Here is a 15680-nt window from a genome sequence, read left to right on the forward strand (position 1 = left end):
TAAGATTTTTCTACGAAATATGGTTAAAGGATCTGTAAACGTTCGAAACACGGGAAAAATCAACCGCATTGCATCCTAGTATATTGATATAAAAATGCTTCTGCTGATCTGTTTCAAAACAATATCTGACAGGTTTTAGCGTTTAAGGCAATAATACGCAGGACTTTAAGTTATTTATCAGTAATGAAACAGGTAACTTATATCTGTGAAAGGCAAGGAGGTGTGTAAAAAAGGGAATTGTCGAGTAGATCCAGAAAATGGAAGAAAGGTGTGCTTCAGGGGAGTGGTTGTTAAATATTACATGTCGAATATTTGGGGAATATTTAACTAGATAACAGGAAAATATGGTCGAACTTTCTAGTTGCGAAGATAAGTCGGCGTTCTTTAAAATGTTATACTCGACAAAGTTATCCACTTCTATAAAAACCTTAAGAGCGGTTCTTTTCGCTGACTAAGTGGAGAGAAGTCTAGGTTACGTTTAATGGGCAGACTCTTGTTTACATAAAATAGATTAACTAAGGAGGATAATGATGTTTGGAATTAAACTAACAGGAAAACAGGAAGAGGTCATGGCTCTTCCCGCCAGTGGACATATCGTTGTTTTAGGAACTGCCGGTAGCGGAAAAACTACCATTGCGCTGCTGCGTGCTCACCACCTTGCGAGTATACCGAACGGCGGCAAAGTGCTACTTGTCACATTTAATGGTGCGTTGGTAGAATATATGCGTAGGATCAGTAGATTACAATTGAAAAATCTTGTGGTTGAAAGTTACCACAAATTCGCACGTGGCTATTTGAAATGCCGTGGAAAGATGCCGGACTGGAATGGAATCCTTGGTCCCGACGAAAAAGCTCACTACATAGAGCAAGCTGTGGCAGCCTTAAAAATACAATACCCAGCCGAATCAACTTTCAGACGTCCCAAGGAGTTCTTTGTCGATGAGATTACCTTTATACAAAAATTCGGGTTTGCTAGCCTTACCGAATACACTGAAGCTGAGCGTATTGGTCGCGCCTCCGCTAATATTAAGCGTGAAAACCGTAAATGGATTTTTGCAGTATACGAAAAATACATGGAACTGCGCAAAGCCGTTGGACGGAAATATGACTGGGATGACTTGGCATTATATGTTTTCAATGAGTTGCAAGATGATGATGGCGAACGTAGATACACCCATATCATTATTGACGAGGGGCAAGACTTCTCGCCGATGATGATCAAGTCATTGGTTGAGGCCGTAGCCGACGGTGGCTCGTTTACGTTCTTTGGCGATGTAGCACAGCAGATTTATGGTAGCCGTTTGTCTTGGCGTGATTCAGGTGTGGATGCAAACAAGATATGGCGGTTTAATATGAATTATCGTAATCCTACGTCCGTCACATCGTTTGCTAAAGCTATAACCGAAAGTGAATACTGGCGGCAAGATGGAGATATGGTCGAATCAACTGCTCAGATTGCTGAAGGACCAAAGCCTATACTGGTGAAGTTCTCAAGCAAGCAGTGTGAAATGGCTTGGATCGTTGAACGGGCAATAGCTACAGGGAAGACATCATCTACTGTAATTGTCTGCAGAAATAGGGCTGACATTCATGCTTTGTTACCTGCTCTAAAAAATAAGGGTTGTGATGCAATTGAGATTAATAGTAAAACTCCTGGTTTTTCCCATTTGAAGGAGGTATACCTCACAACCTATCATGCCGCAAAGGGACTTGAATTCGACAATGTATTTATTCCATATCTGGCGGAGGATAAACTTCCTGACCCAGATACAGTATCAAGTGCAGTTTCAGAAGAGGATGTATATGCCGACGAGATAAAACTTCTTTATGTTGCCGCGACCCGTTCAAAGTATGGGCTTTATATGACTTACAGCCAAACATTGTCGCCATTGTTCCCAGAGGATTCAGATAGCTATGATTTCTATTATGAGGAGGATGTGGTATGAATGCTTATGACGTCTTGTCGGCTCGCGGCGTTACGCGCTTTTGCCACTTTACGAAGTTTCAGAGCCTAACGCACATCATTACTTCGATAGATGGCGTTATGGCGAGCAGTTCAATACGCCAAGATACAAAAAACGTAACTGACACGGCTCGGTATGATGGAGAATTGGATTATGTGTGCTGCTCTGTGCAATATCCGAACTCATGGTTCTTAAAAAAGGCTATACAGAATAATCACGACAAGATTTTTAAAGATTGGGTAGTTCTGTATGTTGAATTAAACATACTAAATTATAAAGAGGCAAAATTTTGCCCCTGCAATGCTAGCAAATCATATGGCGCTTATATAAATAATGACATTGATAATATAGAATCTATCTTCGCAACTTCTGTTTCCACTTTTGATTATCCAAGGTCGCCGAAGATGCTCTCTTGTTGCCCAACAGACGGGCAAGCGGAAATATTGATAAAGGATAACATTCCCCGAGATTTTATCAACGGTATTGCTATTGGAAACGAGGAGGTAGCAAAACGTGTTTATGCGATGCTCAAAATTTCCAGTATGGAGCGTATACCACTTTACATCGCACCAGATGTGTTATCTCCGAATTGGAGCAAAATGATTAAGAATGATCGTCGTCCAGAGGAGACCCTGTGCGACTGGTAAGAGGAGGACTTAGCTATGACTACGGTGATACCAACCGAAATAGAAAAATGTAAAGGAGCAATGTTGGCCACTGCCATTGGTGATGCTTTGGGCTGGCCCAATGAGCCACGCTCGAAGAACAGGTCGAAAAAACCAAAGATCGTTGATCATTTTGTTGAGTGGACACGTAGTTCAAACTATCCGCGATGGCATGATGAGAAGATTCTACCAGGCGAGTACAGCGATGATACACAGATGACGCTGTCTGTAGCACGAAGCATTATCGCAGGCGACTGGGAGAAGTTTCTAGCCGAAAAAGAACTACCCTTTTGGTTAAATTACGAGCGTGGTGGTGGTGGTGCTTTACGGAAGGCTGCCAAGTCTTGTAAAGAGGGAGTATTGTTGTGGCAAACCAAAAATACACGAGACTACTTTAATGCGGGCGGTAACGGTGCTACAATGCGGATTTTACCACACGTTATTGCGGCAGCGAAAACGATCAATACCACGGCACTAATGACAAACGTCGTTAAGGATACGCTTATAACTCACGGTCACCCGCGTGCATTTCTGGGTGCAACTTGTTATGCTTATGCACTGGATTATCTTTTAAGGAAAGAGACGGTATTAGAATATGGAGAACTTGTTACAGCAGTAATTGATGGACAGAATGACTGGGGCGCGAACCTTAATACTGATGTTTTAGGAGAGTGGCTTAGCATTGCTCAAAAACACCGTGAATATGACTTTTTAACAGAATGGGAAAAAACATGCGCCCATATGGTGAGACAACTCGAGCTTATAAGTGTTTCGCTAAAAAAGGGTTTAATTCTTGATGATACAAAAGTATTGTCCGATTTAGAGTGTTTTGGAAAGGCAAATGGTGCCGGGGACGTTGCGGCTTTAGCTGCAATCTATTTAGCTTCAAAATATGCTAATAACCCATCTCTCGGTATCAAAGTTCCTGCGTTTTCGTTTGGTGCAGATACGGATACTATTGCTTCTATTACCGGAGGTCTACTAGGGATGCTAAGTGGCACGAATTGGATTCCAGATGAATGGAAGGTAGTACAAGATTATGATTGTCTTGTCCAAATAACAGAACTGCTTTTGGCAGACAATAAAAAAGAAGCTACAAAAGAGGAGGTCGCAGAAGCGAAAGCTCAAGACAATCGTTGGAGAGCTACACCCATAGGTAAGGTGCGATTTGTAGAGTCAAAAAGCGTACCAAACGGCAAGTACGGTATCGTTATAATCGAAAAGTGGCAGACTATGCTTGGGCAGACCATGTACACAAAGGACTTTAAGCCTAACGATATGCCGCAACAGACTAACCAATCTAGTGTGGGGACTAAGAAAACTCATCAGGCTACTTTATCTGATTCGGAAGACCGGTCGAAACTCAAAAATGAACAACAAGTAGCTATTCAGCAACAGACAAAAATGCCCGAGCAAGAACCCACGCAAGAAATGTTTACTTCGCAAAAAGCGAAGCGGCAGTTTGTTTTGGAGAGTGATGACGTTACAGCTCTACTCGGCAATTCCCATTTTAAAAATAGCGTTACTGTCGGGAAAGTAATGAAGATTATTCAAACCCTTATTGACAGCGACAAGGAAAGTAGTGACCTTGCAAAACAATATCGGGTTGATATAGAAATGGTTGACATAATAAAAAGTTTTGTAAAAAGTTAAACGTTGGTAATCGGTGTCACGGAACCATTAAGGGTATCGAAGAGGCACCGGTGCGAGGTACCACTTAACTTTGGTTTCGTTTTAAACAACCTTCAGACTTGAGGCTTTTAAAGAGATTACTTGATTGTCAGCCGATATTTATTCGGACCAGATTACACAACCAACTATCTGACCCCTTACTACTATGTCAATGAGGGGACAAGGAACTGCATTTGTACGAATTGGCAATGAAATTGTCGTCGCACCCTCATATATTCATGAATTGACGTTAAAAAGTCAGCGACTATCCTTTGATGCGCTGTCAACCAATGAGAAGTTCAGTGAGGCCAGTTTCTACCCTATTCAAATCCAACCTTTATAAGCCAACCGGAAAAAGAATACAGAGACAACGCAAACAGGTATCTGTAATTATCAGCTAGACCGATGCGGAACTGAGCTACCCAGTGACCATCTCTCTAATTTGAATAGGAAGGTGCTATTATGGTGTATGTTGCCTTATTACGAGGTATCAATGTGGGCGGAAAAAACAAAATCAGCATGAAACTTTTGAAGGAAACCTTTCGCCATTTAGATCTGGAATCGGTGGTGACTTATATTAATTCCGGCAATGTGGTTTTTGTAGGTCACCAGACCAAAGCTGTCCTGGAAAAGAAACTGCGTCAGGAAATTTATCAGGAGTATAATCTGGACATTCCGGTGTTAATTCGCAGTCTGAGTGATTTTGAAAGCTTGATGGAAACCTTACTGGCCGACTGGAAAAATGATGATACCATGAAATGTGATGTGATGTTTTTGGAAAACGGATTGGACGAAGCTGCATTTATGGAAAAGTTGACCATCAAACCCGGTATTGATACCGCCTTACAAGCCACCGGTGCAATTATCTGGTCGGTTGCGAGAAAAAATGTCACCCGTAGCAGTTTGACCAAAATTGTAGGTACTGATCTTTATAAAAAAATGACAGTGAGAAATGTGAATACCACCCGAAAACTCTATGAAATCATGAAAAGTATTTAGACAAAGCTAAAACTGGTGTGGGCTGGAAAACTCAGCAACGCTGCCATGCTGTTACTCGAGATTCCGAGTAGCCGGCAGCAAGCTTCATTTAACTAATAAGGGGGGATTTATTTGGATAACAACATCAACCAGGAATTTGACAATAAGATCAAGCGTCTGACAAAAAGTAAAACATATCTGGACTATTGCGAAGAAGTATATGGCTATCGCATGTATCTTTTTAATATGATGGATGAAGAGCAGCTTGACTTCGTTTTTGATTCGATAATGTTATCTGAAGACGATACAGTTTTGGATCTGGGTTGTGGTTCAGGCAGCATATTGAATGCGCTGGTGAAAAAATGCCGCTGTTTCGGCATTGGTATTGATCAGCTGGACAGCGATGCCGTCGAAATTGAAAATGAAAACTCGCAATATCTACAAGGTGATATTGACGACTTCATTAATTTCCAACTACAACCGACTGTTACCTTATCCGTTGACAGCATTTATTTCAGCCGCGACCCGGAGGGGTTGATGCGGTCTTTGTGCGGCGTTAAAAACAATCGGATTTATTTGTTCTATTCACAATATCTGTTTGATGATCATGCGTTGGGAAAACGTATATTACAGGGCAATTTCACAAAAGTTGCCGACATTTTGAAGAAGCTCAAGGTTCCCTATGAAATGATTGATTACAGTAAAAATGAACGAATATTGTATGAAAAGTCACTGTGCGCCCTGGAAAAGCGTGAAGATGCTTTCAAAAACGAAGGGAATTCTGATCTGTACGAGGATAAGATTAAAGAGCAGAGAATGGGAAAAAATCTCTATGACACGGGCAACGCAAGCAGGCATTTGTATATTATCGGCTGACCGATGGGGAACTGAGCATCCAGTAGACCGTCTCTCAATTTGAATAGGAGGTGCTATTATGGTGTATGTTGCCTTATTACGAGGTATCAATGTGGGCGGAAAAAACAAAATCGGAATGAAACATTTGAAGGAAACCTTTCTCCGGTTAGGTCTGGAGTCGGTGGTGACTTATATTAATTCCGGCAATGTGGTTTTTGTCGATAGCCATCAGACCAAAGATGTGTTGGAAAAGAAATTGCGTCAGGAAATTTCTCTGGAGTATGATCTGGACATTCCGGTGTTAATTCGCAGTCTGAATGATTTTGAAAGCTTGATTGAAACCTTACCTGAGGACTGGAAAAATGATGATACCATGAAATGTGATGTGTTGTTTTTGGAAAGTGGATTGGACGAAGTTACAGTTATGGAAAAGTTGACCGTCAAACCTGGTATTGATACCGCCTTACCAGCCACTGGTGCAATTATCTGGTCGGTCGATAGAAAAAATGTCACCCGTAGCAGTTTGACCAAAATTGTCGGCATGGATCTTTATAAAAAAATGACGGTGCGAAATGTGAATACCACCCGAAAACTCTATGAAATCATGAAAAGTATTTAGACGAGGCTAAGACCGTTATGTTAATTTTTTTGATTAGTACAGGAATTTACCGAGAAACGAGGGGTTTGGTCGATACAAAGAACTAATTTTATTTCATCAGAATACCAAAGGAACCGAACAATGAAAAATTCAAATCATCTGCCGTCTGGCGAAATCGAACTCACGATTGAAAGTGAAGCTTATCTTGAGCTTGCAAAAGACAGTCTTTTAGAATACCAATACGAAGATGCGCGACAGGAGCTTGAGGTTGCCGTCAGGAGCACCAACCCGCAGGCGGAATATCTGTTTGGGGTTCTTTATGAACATGCGCTTGGTGTCGATTGGGACGAAGAAAAGGCGCTTTTATGGTACCTTCGTGCTGCGGATCATGGCTACGCACCCGCCCAAACTGCCGCCGCCTCACTGTATATTGATGGCGACGATGTCGCTGCAGATTATGGCGAGGCCTACCGTTTGCTTACACTGGCCGTACAAAAAGAAGATGCTGATGCGGAATATTGGCCGGGATGGATGCCGGTGAAATTTCCTCATACTGAAGAATGCTGCGATGAAGACGAGTTCAGGATGCCGGCGCAAAAAGGATATGCAGAATATCTGCTGGGATGCCTGCATACGGCCGGTCTTGGTGTGGCGATCGATCGTGAGAAAGCCATCAACTGGATCGAAAAGGCAGCGCAAAAAGGATTTCGGGCTGCTGTTTTTGAGCTCGCACAGACAAGTGGATATGGTATTGATCGCAACGAAGTCTGGGCGCAAAAGGCGGTCGAGTATGGCGAATACGCACCACTTATCAGTGTCGCACTAAGATATCTAGACGGTAATGCCACCCCGCAGAACATCGAAAAAGGCCGGTCAATTCTCACCGAGCTTGCCGACAAGGGGATTGGTAGCGCACAGATCACGCTGGCTGAATGCTTGATCAAGGGAAAAAGTATGCCCAAAGATGCTGATAAAGCACTTCATTATTTATCGCTGGCTGCCAAAATGGGCGATGCGAAATTAATTACTGGTTTGGGCATCGCATTGTATAAGTCAGAAGAAACAGAGATAGACCCGGACTTAGCCGTAAAAAGCCTGGAGCTGGCAGCTTCTGCGGGGGATGATGAGGCGCTGGTTGAGCTCGGGAATTTGTACTTTGACGGCGCAGGCGAAATGTTGCCGAATCAGGAAAAGGCTTTCACATATTTTGTCCAGGCCGTCGAGAAAGATGTCCCCAGCGGGTGGGAATTGTTGGGTTACTGTTTGTATGAGGGCAAAGGGGCTCTGCAAAACAGGCGAGAATCCTTGGATTGCTATGAAAAAGCCGCTGAGCGGGGTCTTTATAACAGTTATTACATGATGGGCATGATTTACGGCTATGATGAGACATTATTCAATTATGAGAAAGCGGTCAGCTATTTTGAAAAATCGGCAAAATTGGGACAGACTGATGCACTTATACGACTGGGAACTATGCATTTACACGGCGTGGGCACGATGCCACCGGATCAGGAAAAGGCTTTTCAGTATTTTATTCAGGCAACGCAGGCGGATAACGGCCTCGGCTGGGAATGGGCAGCTTACTGCTATTACTGGGGCTATGGTACCCTACAAAACAGGCAAAAAGCGCTGCAGTTCTATCAAAAGGCGGCTCAAAAAGGCTCGTGCCACAGCCAGTATATGCTGGGCTATATTTATGGTTATGATGTCACGCCTGATTTTAAAAAGGCGGCTCGCTGGTTTCGAAAAGCAGCCCGGCAGAGTCACAGTGATGCCCAGCTTAAACTGGGTTTTTACTACCACCATGGGCGCGGTGTCAAGCAAAATTACAAAACGGCATTTAAGCTGTTTACCCAAGCTGCGGCCCAAGGCCATACCACCGCCATGCACAATATCGGCGACGCCTATGAAAACGGGTATGGTGTGGAAAAGGATGAAAAACAGGCGTTTGCCTGGTATCGCAAGTCCGCGGAGCTGGGTGACAAGTGCGGGATGTTTGGTGCAGGTCGACTGTTGTTTGGCGGCATCGGCACACAGCCGAATCAGGAAGAAGGTCGGTGCTGGATAAACAAAGCCGCTGAAGCCGGTTTGCAGGATGCCATCGATTGGAAATCATAAGAGACGCCAGACACTATTGCTTTAGTAGCCAGGCTCCTTAACGTATAAAAGCTTCATCCGTCGCTCTAAAATGAGCTTTGGATGAAGCTTTTGAAGTTTCAAATATAATTCTCCTAAAATATTTAATGCGGGTGAAGCAGTGCGTCTACTCATACCGCAGCGCATCGATTGGATCCAGCTTGGCGGCCTTATTGGCCGGATAAAAGCCAAAGAAGACGCCGATGGCCATGGAGAAGCAAAGGGCAATGATCATTGGTAAAAATGGCGGATTGGTGGGGAATTTCATCAGCGTGCTGCCCATTATTCCCAGAGCTGAGCCAAGTCCGACGCCGATGATTCCGCCGATCAGGCAGATAATGATGGCCTCAATGATAAACTGGCTGCGGATGGCCGAATTACGAGCGCCTAAAGCCTTGCGGATACCGATTTCCTTGGTTCGCTCGGTGACCGACACCAGCATGATATTCATGACGCCAATGCCGCCGACTAACAGCGAAATACCGGCAATAACCGAGATCCCCAGAGATAAGGTGGCGAGCATACCGGTCGCTTCACTGGCCATAGCTTCGAGACTTTCCGCCTGAATGGTGAAGTCCGATAATGCCCCCAACCCCTTAACAAAATATTCCTTGGTGGTTAGTGCGAAGGCGGCCGAGTCGGTATTGGAAGTGGCCATGATGGTAAAGTTTTCATAGCCATTCAGATTGGTCGTATCCGGATTCAGTGATTTGGCGGTGGTGATGGGAATAAAGCATTCGATCCGGGTATCATCACCCATATAGAATAAGGGATTATCGATCACCAGTTTTTCGTAGACACCGATCACGGTGTAGGTCTCATTGGTGGACTTGGTATCGACCTGGATTTCTTTACCGATGACATCACCGTCGACGCCGACCAGATTGTTTCTCAGGGTGGTATCGATGATGATAACATTTCGGGTTCCATCCATATCGCGGTCACCGATAAAGCGACCCTGAACCAGGTTGATATTATTGACCAGACCATAATCGGGGCTAGCGCCGGTGATGCTGACATCTTTATGAATGAATCCGCTGTTAAGCTGACCCGAGCCCATCCCGGTGGAAAAGCTGATGGCCTTGATCTGATCCGCATAGGTACTTCTAAAAGCATCAAGTTCATCCTGGGTAATCAGATCTTCTTCCTGAAGGGTGGATTGGGTATCATAATTTTTCGGTGACAGCGAAACCATAATGTTTTTCCCGCCGATTTTATCCATGGTTTTAGTGACCGAGCCGGTCATGGCGGAACCGAGGGTGGAGATGGCCATCACCGAGGCAATCCCGATGATGATTCCCAGCATCGTTAACAGGGCTCGCATCTTGTTGGCCCGCAAGCCCTCCAGGGCCAGCCGGACATTTTCAAACAGATTCATAGCATCCCTCCAACTGATAATTGCCATTCATGCGGTTGTCGACAATCGAACCATCCCGTAGTCGGATGGTTCGTTCTGTTTCTTCGGCCAGTTCGGCATTATGTGTAATCAAAATAATGGTTTTTCCCTGTTCCTGATGGAGGCGGTGAAAGATGTCCATAACCAGGCGGCCGGTATGGGTGTCTAGGGCGCCAGTGGGTTCATCGGCCAGAATGATGGCCGGATCATTGGCCATCGCTCGGGCAATGGCCACCCGCTGTTTTTGTCCACCAGATAATTCATTGGGTCGATGATGGGAACGACCACTCATTTCTACTAATTGAAGCAATTCAGCGGCTCGTCGTGACCGTTCGCTGCGGGGCACCCCGCCGTAAAGCATCGGTAAAGCCACGTTTTTTAAGGCGGTGGAACGGGGAATCAGATTAAAGGTTTGGAAGACGAACCCGATTTTCTTGTTGCGGATTTGCGATAAACCATCGTCGCGGACGTTTTCCATCGGCAGATGATCCAGGTAGTAGTGACCCTTGGTCGGACGATCCAAGGCGCCAAGGATATTCATCAGGGTGGATTTGCCGGAACCGGAAGCACCGACAATCGATAAGAACTCGCCTTCGTAAACGTCCAGATCAATACCGTGGAGAATTTCCAGTTCGTTGGGGGTTCCCAGATAATAGGATTTGACGATCCCCCGCATTTCGATAATTTTATTTCGCATCATTTATACCCCAGCTTCCATAGAAACTGCCATTCCCGGTTGGACAGCTTGCGGTTGAGAAATAATGGCCAGCCCATCACTGAGCTGATCGCCGGCAATTTCAATCAGCGAATCGGTTTCCAGACCCGTGGTTACCGGAATCGATTCGACCGTGTAGGAGCCCTGTTCGACGGGATTTTCTTTGGCAATATAAATGCAGGATTGACCGGAACTGTCGACAACCAGTGCCTCAAAGGGAACACAGAAAACTTCGGCACGTTCTTCACTGACAATATTTAAGCGGGTGGTCATCCCGATTTTTAAACCGGTGGTATCGGGGGGGAGATCAATCTCAACCTCAAATTCGGCCTTAGTGACAGCTGCACTTGTAGTAGTAGCAGCTTCGCTTTTGATCGCCGTCGGGGCGATTTTAGTCAGGTTCCCTGGAAATACCTTATCTCCGGTGGCATCCGATTTTACCAGTACCGGCATATTTTCATGGATATGATTCAAATCAGCTTCTTTAACCTTGCCCCGGACTTTAAGGTCGTTGGTATCCTCGATGGTAAAAAGCTCACCATTGGCGGGGTTCCCTTTAACGGCGTTCATCGCAGTGATGGTTCCGTTAGTAGTGGCTTTAACATAGTGATAGCTGTCTTCTTCTTTGTTGTAGAGCTGGCATAGCCAATCGTCTTTAGCCACCCATTCACCAACCGAAACATAGATCTTTTCAATTTTTTCATTGCTGGTATCGCTGATTTTGACCTTGTTATAGCTTTCAATCACACCAGTGGCCGAAATTGTGTTTTGCAGGGTTGCCTTTGCAAGTGGGGCTGTTTTAACAGCAATCGCTGGGGCGGGCTGGGAATTGGCATAAACATAGGCACCCCCGCCAACCAATAGGGCTACCCCAATCACAACACATAAAATAATTCCTTTTTTTTTCATAACTTCTCCTTTAGTTTCGCTTTGGTTTTAGATTAAAAAAACTAGTTACTTGCTGTCGCAACTCGTATTATTGTATTAAGTAATTAATACAATAATACTAATTAGGATGATTGTCAAGCACTTTATTTAATTTTACTTGTTCTTAATCAGGTGCATCATCTTTAATGGATGAATCGATATGACCGCTTGGATGGTTTAAGTATAAGCTTTATTTATGAAGATCAGGTTACTCAAATTCTTAAGACTTTTTGACAATAAAAAAAGACCCCGGATTGGAGCCTTGAATATTAAAGTAACTACTGATGAATGGGTAGAGTCAATTCAACCTTGAACAGCTGGTTCAGTTGATAATAGTCGATCCGTCCCTGATGGCGGGTGATTATTTTGCGACAGGAGTCCAGGCTGGAACTCTCGGAATCAACGACCTTTTTGCCAGCGGCATCGGGATTATTAATCGTTTTATTTCGCAGAATAATACAGAGTTCGTTTTTGTTGAGGATTAGGCCAAAATCGATGGGCTTGTCGGGGTCGGCGTACTTAATAATGTTGGCCGTCAGATAGTCAAAAATTCGTTGCAGCTGTTCGAGATCAACCCACAGGGAGAAATCCCGTTCGATGCAGTTTTCCTCTACAACATCATAGCCGGCTTCTTTCAAAGTCTGGGTGGAAGAATTCAGCAGTTGATGAATCAGGGGTTTTCCGTTGTAGACTTTGAACTGGTAGTAGCCTTTGCCGTTATCAGTAAAGGCGTGCTCAAAAAGATCGTCAATAAAGCCGATGACCTGATAAGCTTTTTTCAGTGCGATCTGCAAGTAAGCTTCCTTTTTGGAAAGATCACTTTCATCGGGGTTTTGTATCCGTTCCAGATAGCCGATGATTCCTGATAAGGGGGCATGAATTTCATTGGAAACAGAGGTGATAATATGATGGTTTTCCATCTTGGCAAGGGATTCGGCCTTGTTTTTGGCCTCATATAAATCATGAATCAGATTCACGTTATTGGCAATATCAGTAAGTTCGTTATTGCCCTGTAGTGGAATATAAGATTCGAAATTATCTGCAGCGACTCGTTCAGATCCTTTTTGCAGCGCTTTAAGATAGCTTAATTTCTTGCGAATTAAATAGGACATGATAATAAAAACCAGTAAATTGGGTATAATTGTGAACAGGATACTTAAAAATGGGTTGGTGCCTAAAACAGGTAACAGCAAAAGATTCAGGATGACATTTAAGATAACCGCACCAACTAAAGCAAAACTCAAATATTTTGTTAAGACCGAGACCAATTGCTCATCAGGTCGATTCTGGCTGCTTTCTATTTTGGACTGGTCTGGTTCGTTATTTTTCAATTTAATATTCCTTTCAGCATGTTTTTATCATACAATCATTGTAAACTGGAATGCGATTATAATCAACAAGAGCTTTAACTTAAATTCAATCATTCTTAAGTAAAACCAGCCTGGTGCTGTTAAATATAAAAAGCTACATCAATAAAGAAAAAATATTTAAGGAGGAGAAAATGAAAAAAGGAATTAGTTTGGCAGTTGCGGTGATGTTGGTAATGGGCTTGTTTGTTGGCTGTAACAGTAGTGCCAAGCCGAAAACCGATGAAATGGCCGATAGTGTCAGCTTTACTGCAACCATCGACGAAGTAAGTGATACTGAGTTACTGGTAACGGTGCTCGATGATGAGAATTTTAATCAGGCTCGGGTTAACATGCAGGGTTTTGACAGTCTGGATTTTGTACCAGAGAAAGGTCAGACAATTAAACTGAGCATAAAAAACCAGGTCGGGATGAGCGAACCGCCTTTTGTTAATCCGATTACCATTGAACTGGTGAAGTAATTTAAGGGGTTGGTAAGAAAATGGTTTAACTCCCGGTGGTTTTGGGATATAATAAGACTAGATTACTATGAGGAGAAATTGAATGAGTTTATACGATGCATGGAAAAACTACATAGAAGAGAATTGCAGCACCCAAGAAGAGCAAAATGAATTCTGGGAAAAATACTGTGATGAAGAAAAAGTTCTGTACCAGAAGATTCTCGGTGAAAAAATCACCACCATTTCCGGTAAGGTAGAAGATCTGGTTAAAGAAAGCAATATGGTTCCGCCCCAATTTATGGGTTTTCTGGATGGCATCAGCGATAGTCTGATGGCACCCATTGATCTTGAGACCATTGAACTGGAATCAGAAATCAAGCTGGAAATCGATTTTGCCAAGCTTTATAAAAATATGCTGGCAGTTCCAGCGGAATGGCTTTATACCCTCGAAGAATGGGATAATTTTTTCTCAGAAGACGAGCGGATTGAGCTGGAAAAAGATTACAAGCGATCAAAAACCGTGGTCAATGAAGTGAAGGTAGGCCGAAACGATCCATGTCCATGTGGCTCCGGCAAAAAATACAAAAAGTGCTGTGGACTTTAATAGCATCAAAAAAAGAGCGTAAGCTCTTTTTTTAGTGGTTGATTATTTCATGAATATAAAAAACAGTAATCATCGAGAGGGCAATGTCTGGCGAAAATTTGCTTAAAAAGGTTGACATCCGCTCAGGACTGAGATCGCCCCGGATACTTAAAAATACGATATAAAAGGTGATGAAATTGTACCGCAAAAAGCTGCTGTTGGATGGGGTTAAAAAGGTTCCGATGATTTTAGGATTGTCCAATAGGGTGAGGTTTTCATCCAAAAGCCGATTTAGCTCTCTTAGAATGGCCTGAATGAAAAAATCAACGGGATAGTGTTCCAATCGGGACACACCCATATTTTTTCCGGTAATTTCCAGCATCGCAAGACCAAGGGGCTGGTTTTTAAAAGATGTTTTCTTCAACAGATTTTCCAGCGCCCTTAAAATATCGCTTTGACTGGCATCGGTCGGCAAGTTGAGTAGCGCTAGCATTTTTTGCAGCTGTTTCTGATTTGATAGCGGCATCCCCAAGGTATTGATAAATTTCCTGAAATAGGCATTGCTTTTCTGGGTGTCCAGATAAAAATGCTTGCCATCCAGGACTCCAAATACCTTTAGGGCATCCAGATAACCCAATTGAATATTCTGTTCGATTTGTTGGGAATCGAAATTCATGATCCCGCCAAGATATTCGGAATTATTGACCGTAATGATTTCAGCATTTTTATCCCGCACCCATTTTCGCATCCCGGGAGCCGGGAATTCGACAGAAATTATCTGATTGAAATGCTGTTCCAGCATAAAATTAATCGGAACATTATCAAAAAATCCCCCATCGATATAGGTTTTACCATCAATTTCCTGTTTCTGAAAAATGGGTAAGGCGGCACTGGCCAGTAAATAGTCAATCAGCTGGCCTTCGGGAATATCTTCAATCATCAGCTGACATGGTTTCAAGCTGGTGATATCAACGGTAACCAGTCCGAACCGAATGGACGAATTACGGATGCTGTCTTCAGAGACCAACTGGGTCAGATTGTGGCGCAGCGGCGAAATATCTAAACCATCAAAAAAAAGTGATGTTAAAAAGCCATTTCTGAAAACATCAAAACTTTCTTTTGACCATTGATCGACATAGGTGTTGGTCATTTTTTTATTTAAATCTAGAACCTGGTTAATGGTGAGATTGGACCAGAACTCCATGGCAATTTCATAATCATCCTGGGCAATCATGGCGGCGTTCAACGCCCCAACGGAGGTTCCGATAACGGCTCCCAGAGAGTAATTACACTCTCGGAGAGCCTTCCATACGCCCATTTCAAAGGCGCCTTTGGCACCGCCGCCACTGAGAACCAGGCCGTACTGTTGCTGCGACATTTAATGT

General features: G+C 43.6%; 14 protein-coding genes. 9 read left to right on the forward strand and 5 right to left on the reverse strand.

The window, feature by feature from the left end; translation table 11 throughout:
- Nucleotides 1-527: 527 nt before the first annotated feature.
- The 7 genes from Q7J41_RS13685 (at nucleotide 528) to Q7J41_RS13715 (ending at nucleotide 8849) form a co-directional block, all read left to right on the forward strand.
- Complete coding sequence (locus tag Q7J41_RS13685; RefSeq protein WP_304888998.1) at nucleotides 528-1946, forward strand: 3'-5' exonuclease; 1419 nt, start codon at nucleotides 528-530, stop codon at nucleotides 1944-1946.
- Nucleotides 1943-2611, forward strand: coding sequence for a DUF4433 domain-containing protein (locus Q7J41_RS13690; RefSeq protein WP_304888999.1), 669 nt, complete (start codon nucleotides 1943-1945; stop codon nucleotides 2609-2611). Before Q7J41_RS13685 ends, Q7J41_RS13690 begins: the two co-directional genes overlap by 4 nt.
- A 15-nt stretch (nucleotides 2612-2626) precedes the next feature.
- A complete protein-coding gene (locus Q7J41_RS13695) occupies nucleotides 2627-4282 on the forward strand; it encodes an ADP-ribosylglycohydrolase family protein (protein WP_304889000.1) in 1656 nt (551 codons plus the stop codon).
- 480 nt (nucleotides 4283-4762) lie between these two features.
- Entirely contained in the window at nucleotides 4763-5299 is a 537-nt protein-coding gene (locus Q7J41_RS13700; RefSeq protein WP_304889001.1) for a DUF1697 domain-containing protein, read from the forward strand.
- 111 nt (nucleotides 5300-5410) lie between these two features.
- Nucleotides 5411-6154: a class I SAM-dependent methyltransferase gene (locus Q7J41_RS13705; protein ID WP_304889002.1), complete on the forward strand. Its 744-nt coding sequence runs from the start codon at nucleotides 5411-5413 to the stop codon at nucleotides 6152-6154.
- Nucleotides 6155-6212: 58 nt separating this feature from the next.
- Entirely contained in the window at nucleotides 6213-6752 is a 540-nt protein-coding gene (locus Q7J41_RS13710) for a DUF1697 domain-containing protein (RefSeq protein WP_304889003.1), read from the forward strand.
- A gap of 120 nt (nucleotides 6753-6872) precedes the next feature.
- On the forward strand, nucleotides 6873-8849 hold the full coding sequence (locus tag Q7J41_RS13715) for a tetratricopeptide repeat protein (RefSeq protein ID WP_304889004.1): 1977 nt from the start codon (nucleotides 6873-6875) through the stop codon (nucleotides 8847-8849).
- 145 nt (nucleotides 8850-8994) lie between these two features.
- On the opposite strand, the gene Q7J41_RS13720 is transcribed toward Q7J41_RS13715, so the two are convergent.
- The 4 genes from Q7J41_RS13720 to Q7J41_RS13735 form a co-directional block, all read right to left on the reverse strand.
- A complete protein-coding gene (locus Q7J41_RS13720; protein WP_304889005.1) occupies nucleotides 8995-10245 on the reverse strand; it encodes an ABC transporter permease in 1251 nt (416 codons plus the stop codon).
- On the reverse strand, nucleotides 10232-10960 hold the full coding sequence (locus Q7J41_RS13725; protein WP_304889102.1) for an ABC transporter ATP-binding protein: 729 nt from the start codon (nucleotides 10958-10960) through the stop codon (nucleotides 10232-10234). The genes Q7J41_RS13720 and Q7J41_RS13725 overlap by 14 nt, the downstream gene beginning before the upstream one ends.
- A 3-nt stretch (nucleotides 10961-10963) precedes the next feature.
- The gene (locus Q7J41_RS13730; protein WP_304889006.1) at nucleotides 10964-11887 is read right to left on the reverse strand and encodes an efflux RND transporter periplasmic adaptor subunit; all 924 of its coding nucleotides are present in this window, start codon (nucleotides 11885-11887) and stop codon (nucleotides 10964-10966) included.
- Between the two features lie 296 nt (nucleotides 11888-12183).
- The gene (locus Q7J41_RS13735; RefSeq protein WP_304889007.1) at nucleotides 12184-13236 is read right to left on the reverse strand and encodes a sensor histidine kinase KdpD; all 1053 of its coding nucleotides are present in this window, start codon (nucleotides 13234-13236) and stop codon (nucleotides 12184-12186) included.
- Between the two features lie 170 nt (nucleotides 13237-13406).
- Between Q7J41_RS13735 and Q7J41_RS13740 the strand changes: the two genes are divergently transcribed.
- Both Q7J41_RS13740 and Q7J41_RS13745 read left to right on the forward strand, forming a co-directional pair.
- Nucleotides 13407-13733, forward strand: a complete 327-nt coding sequence (locus tag Q7J41_RS13740) for a hypothetical protein (protein ID WP_304889008.1) — start codon at nucleotides 13407-13409, stop codon at nucleotides 13731-13733.
- 82 nt (nucleotides 13734-13815) lie between these two features.
- Entirely contained in the window at nucleotides 13816-14316 is a 501-nt protein-coding gene (locus Q7J41_RS13745; RefSeq protein ID WP_304889009.1) for an SEC-C metal-binding domain-containing protein, read from the forward strand.
- A 31-nt stretch (nucleotides 14317-14347) separates the two neighbouring features.
- Here the strand turns inward: Q7J41_RS13745 and Q7J41_RS13750 are convergent, their stop codons facing one another.
- Complete coding sequence (locus Q7J41_RS13750; RefSeq protein WP_304889010.1) at nucleotides 14348-15673, reverse strand: patatin-like phospholipase family protein; 1326 nt, start codon at nucleotides 15671-15673, stop codon at nucleotides 14348-14350.
- Between the last annotated feature and the right edge of the window lie 7 nt (nucleotides 15674-15680).

The sequence above is a fragment of the Acetobacterium sp. genome, assembly GCF_030652775.1.
GTDB lineage: Bacteria > Bacillota > Clostridia > Eubacteriales > Eubacteriaceae > Acetobacterium.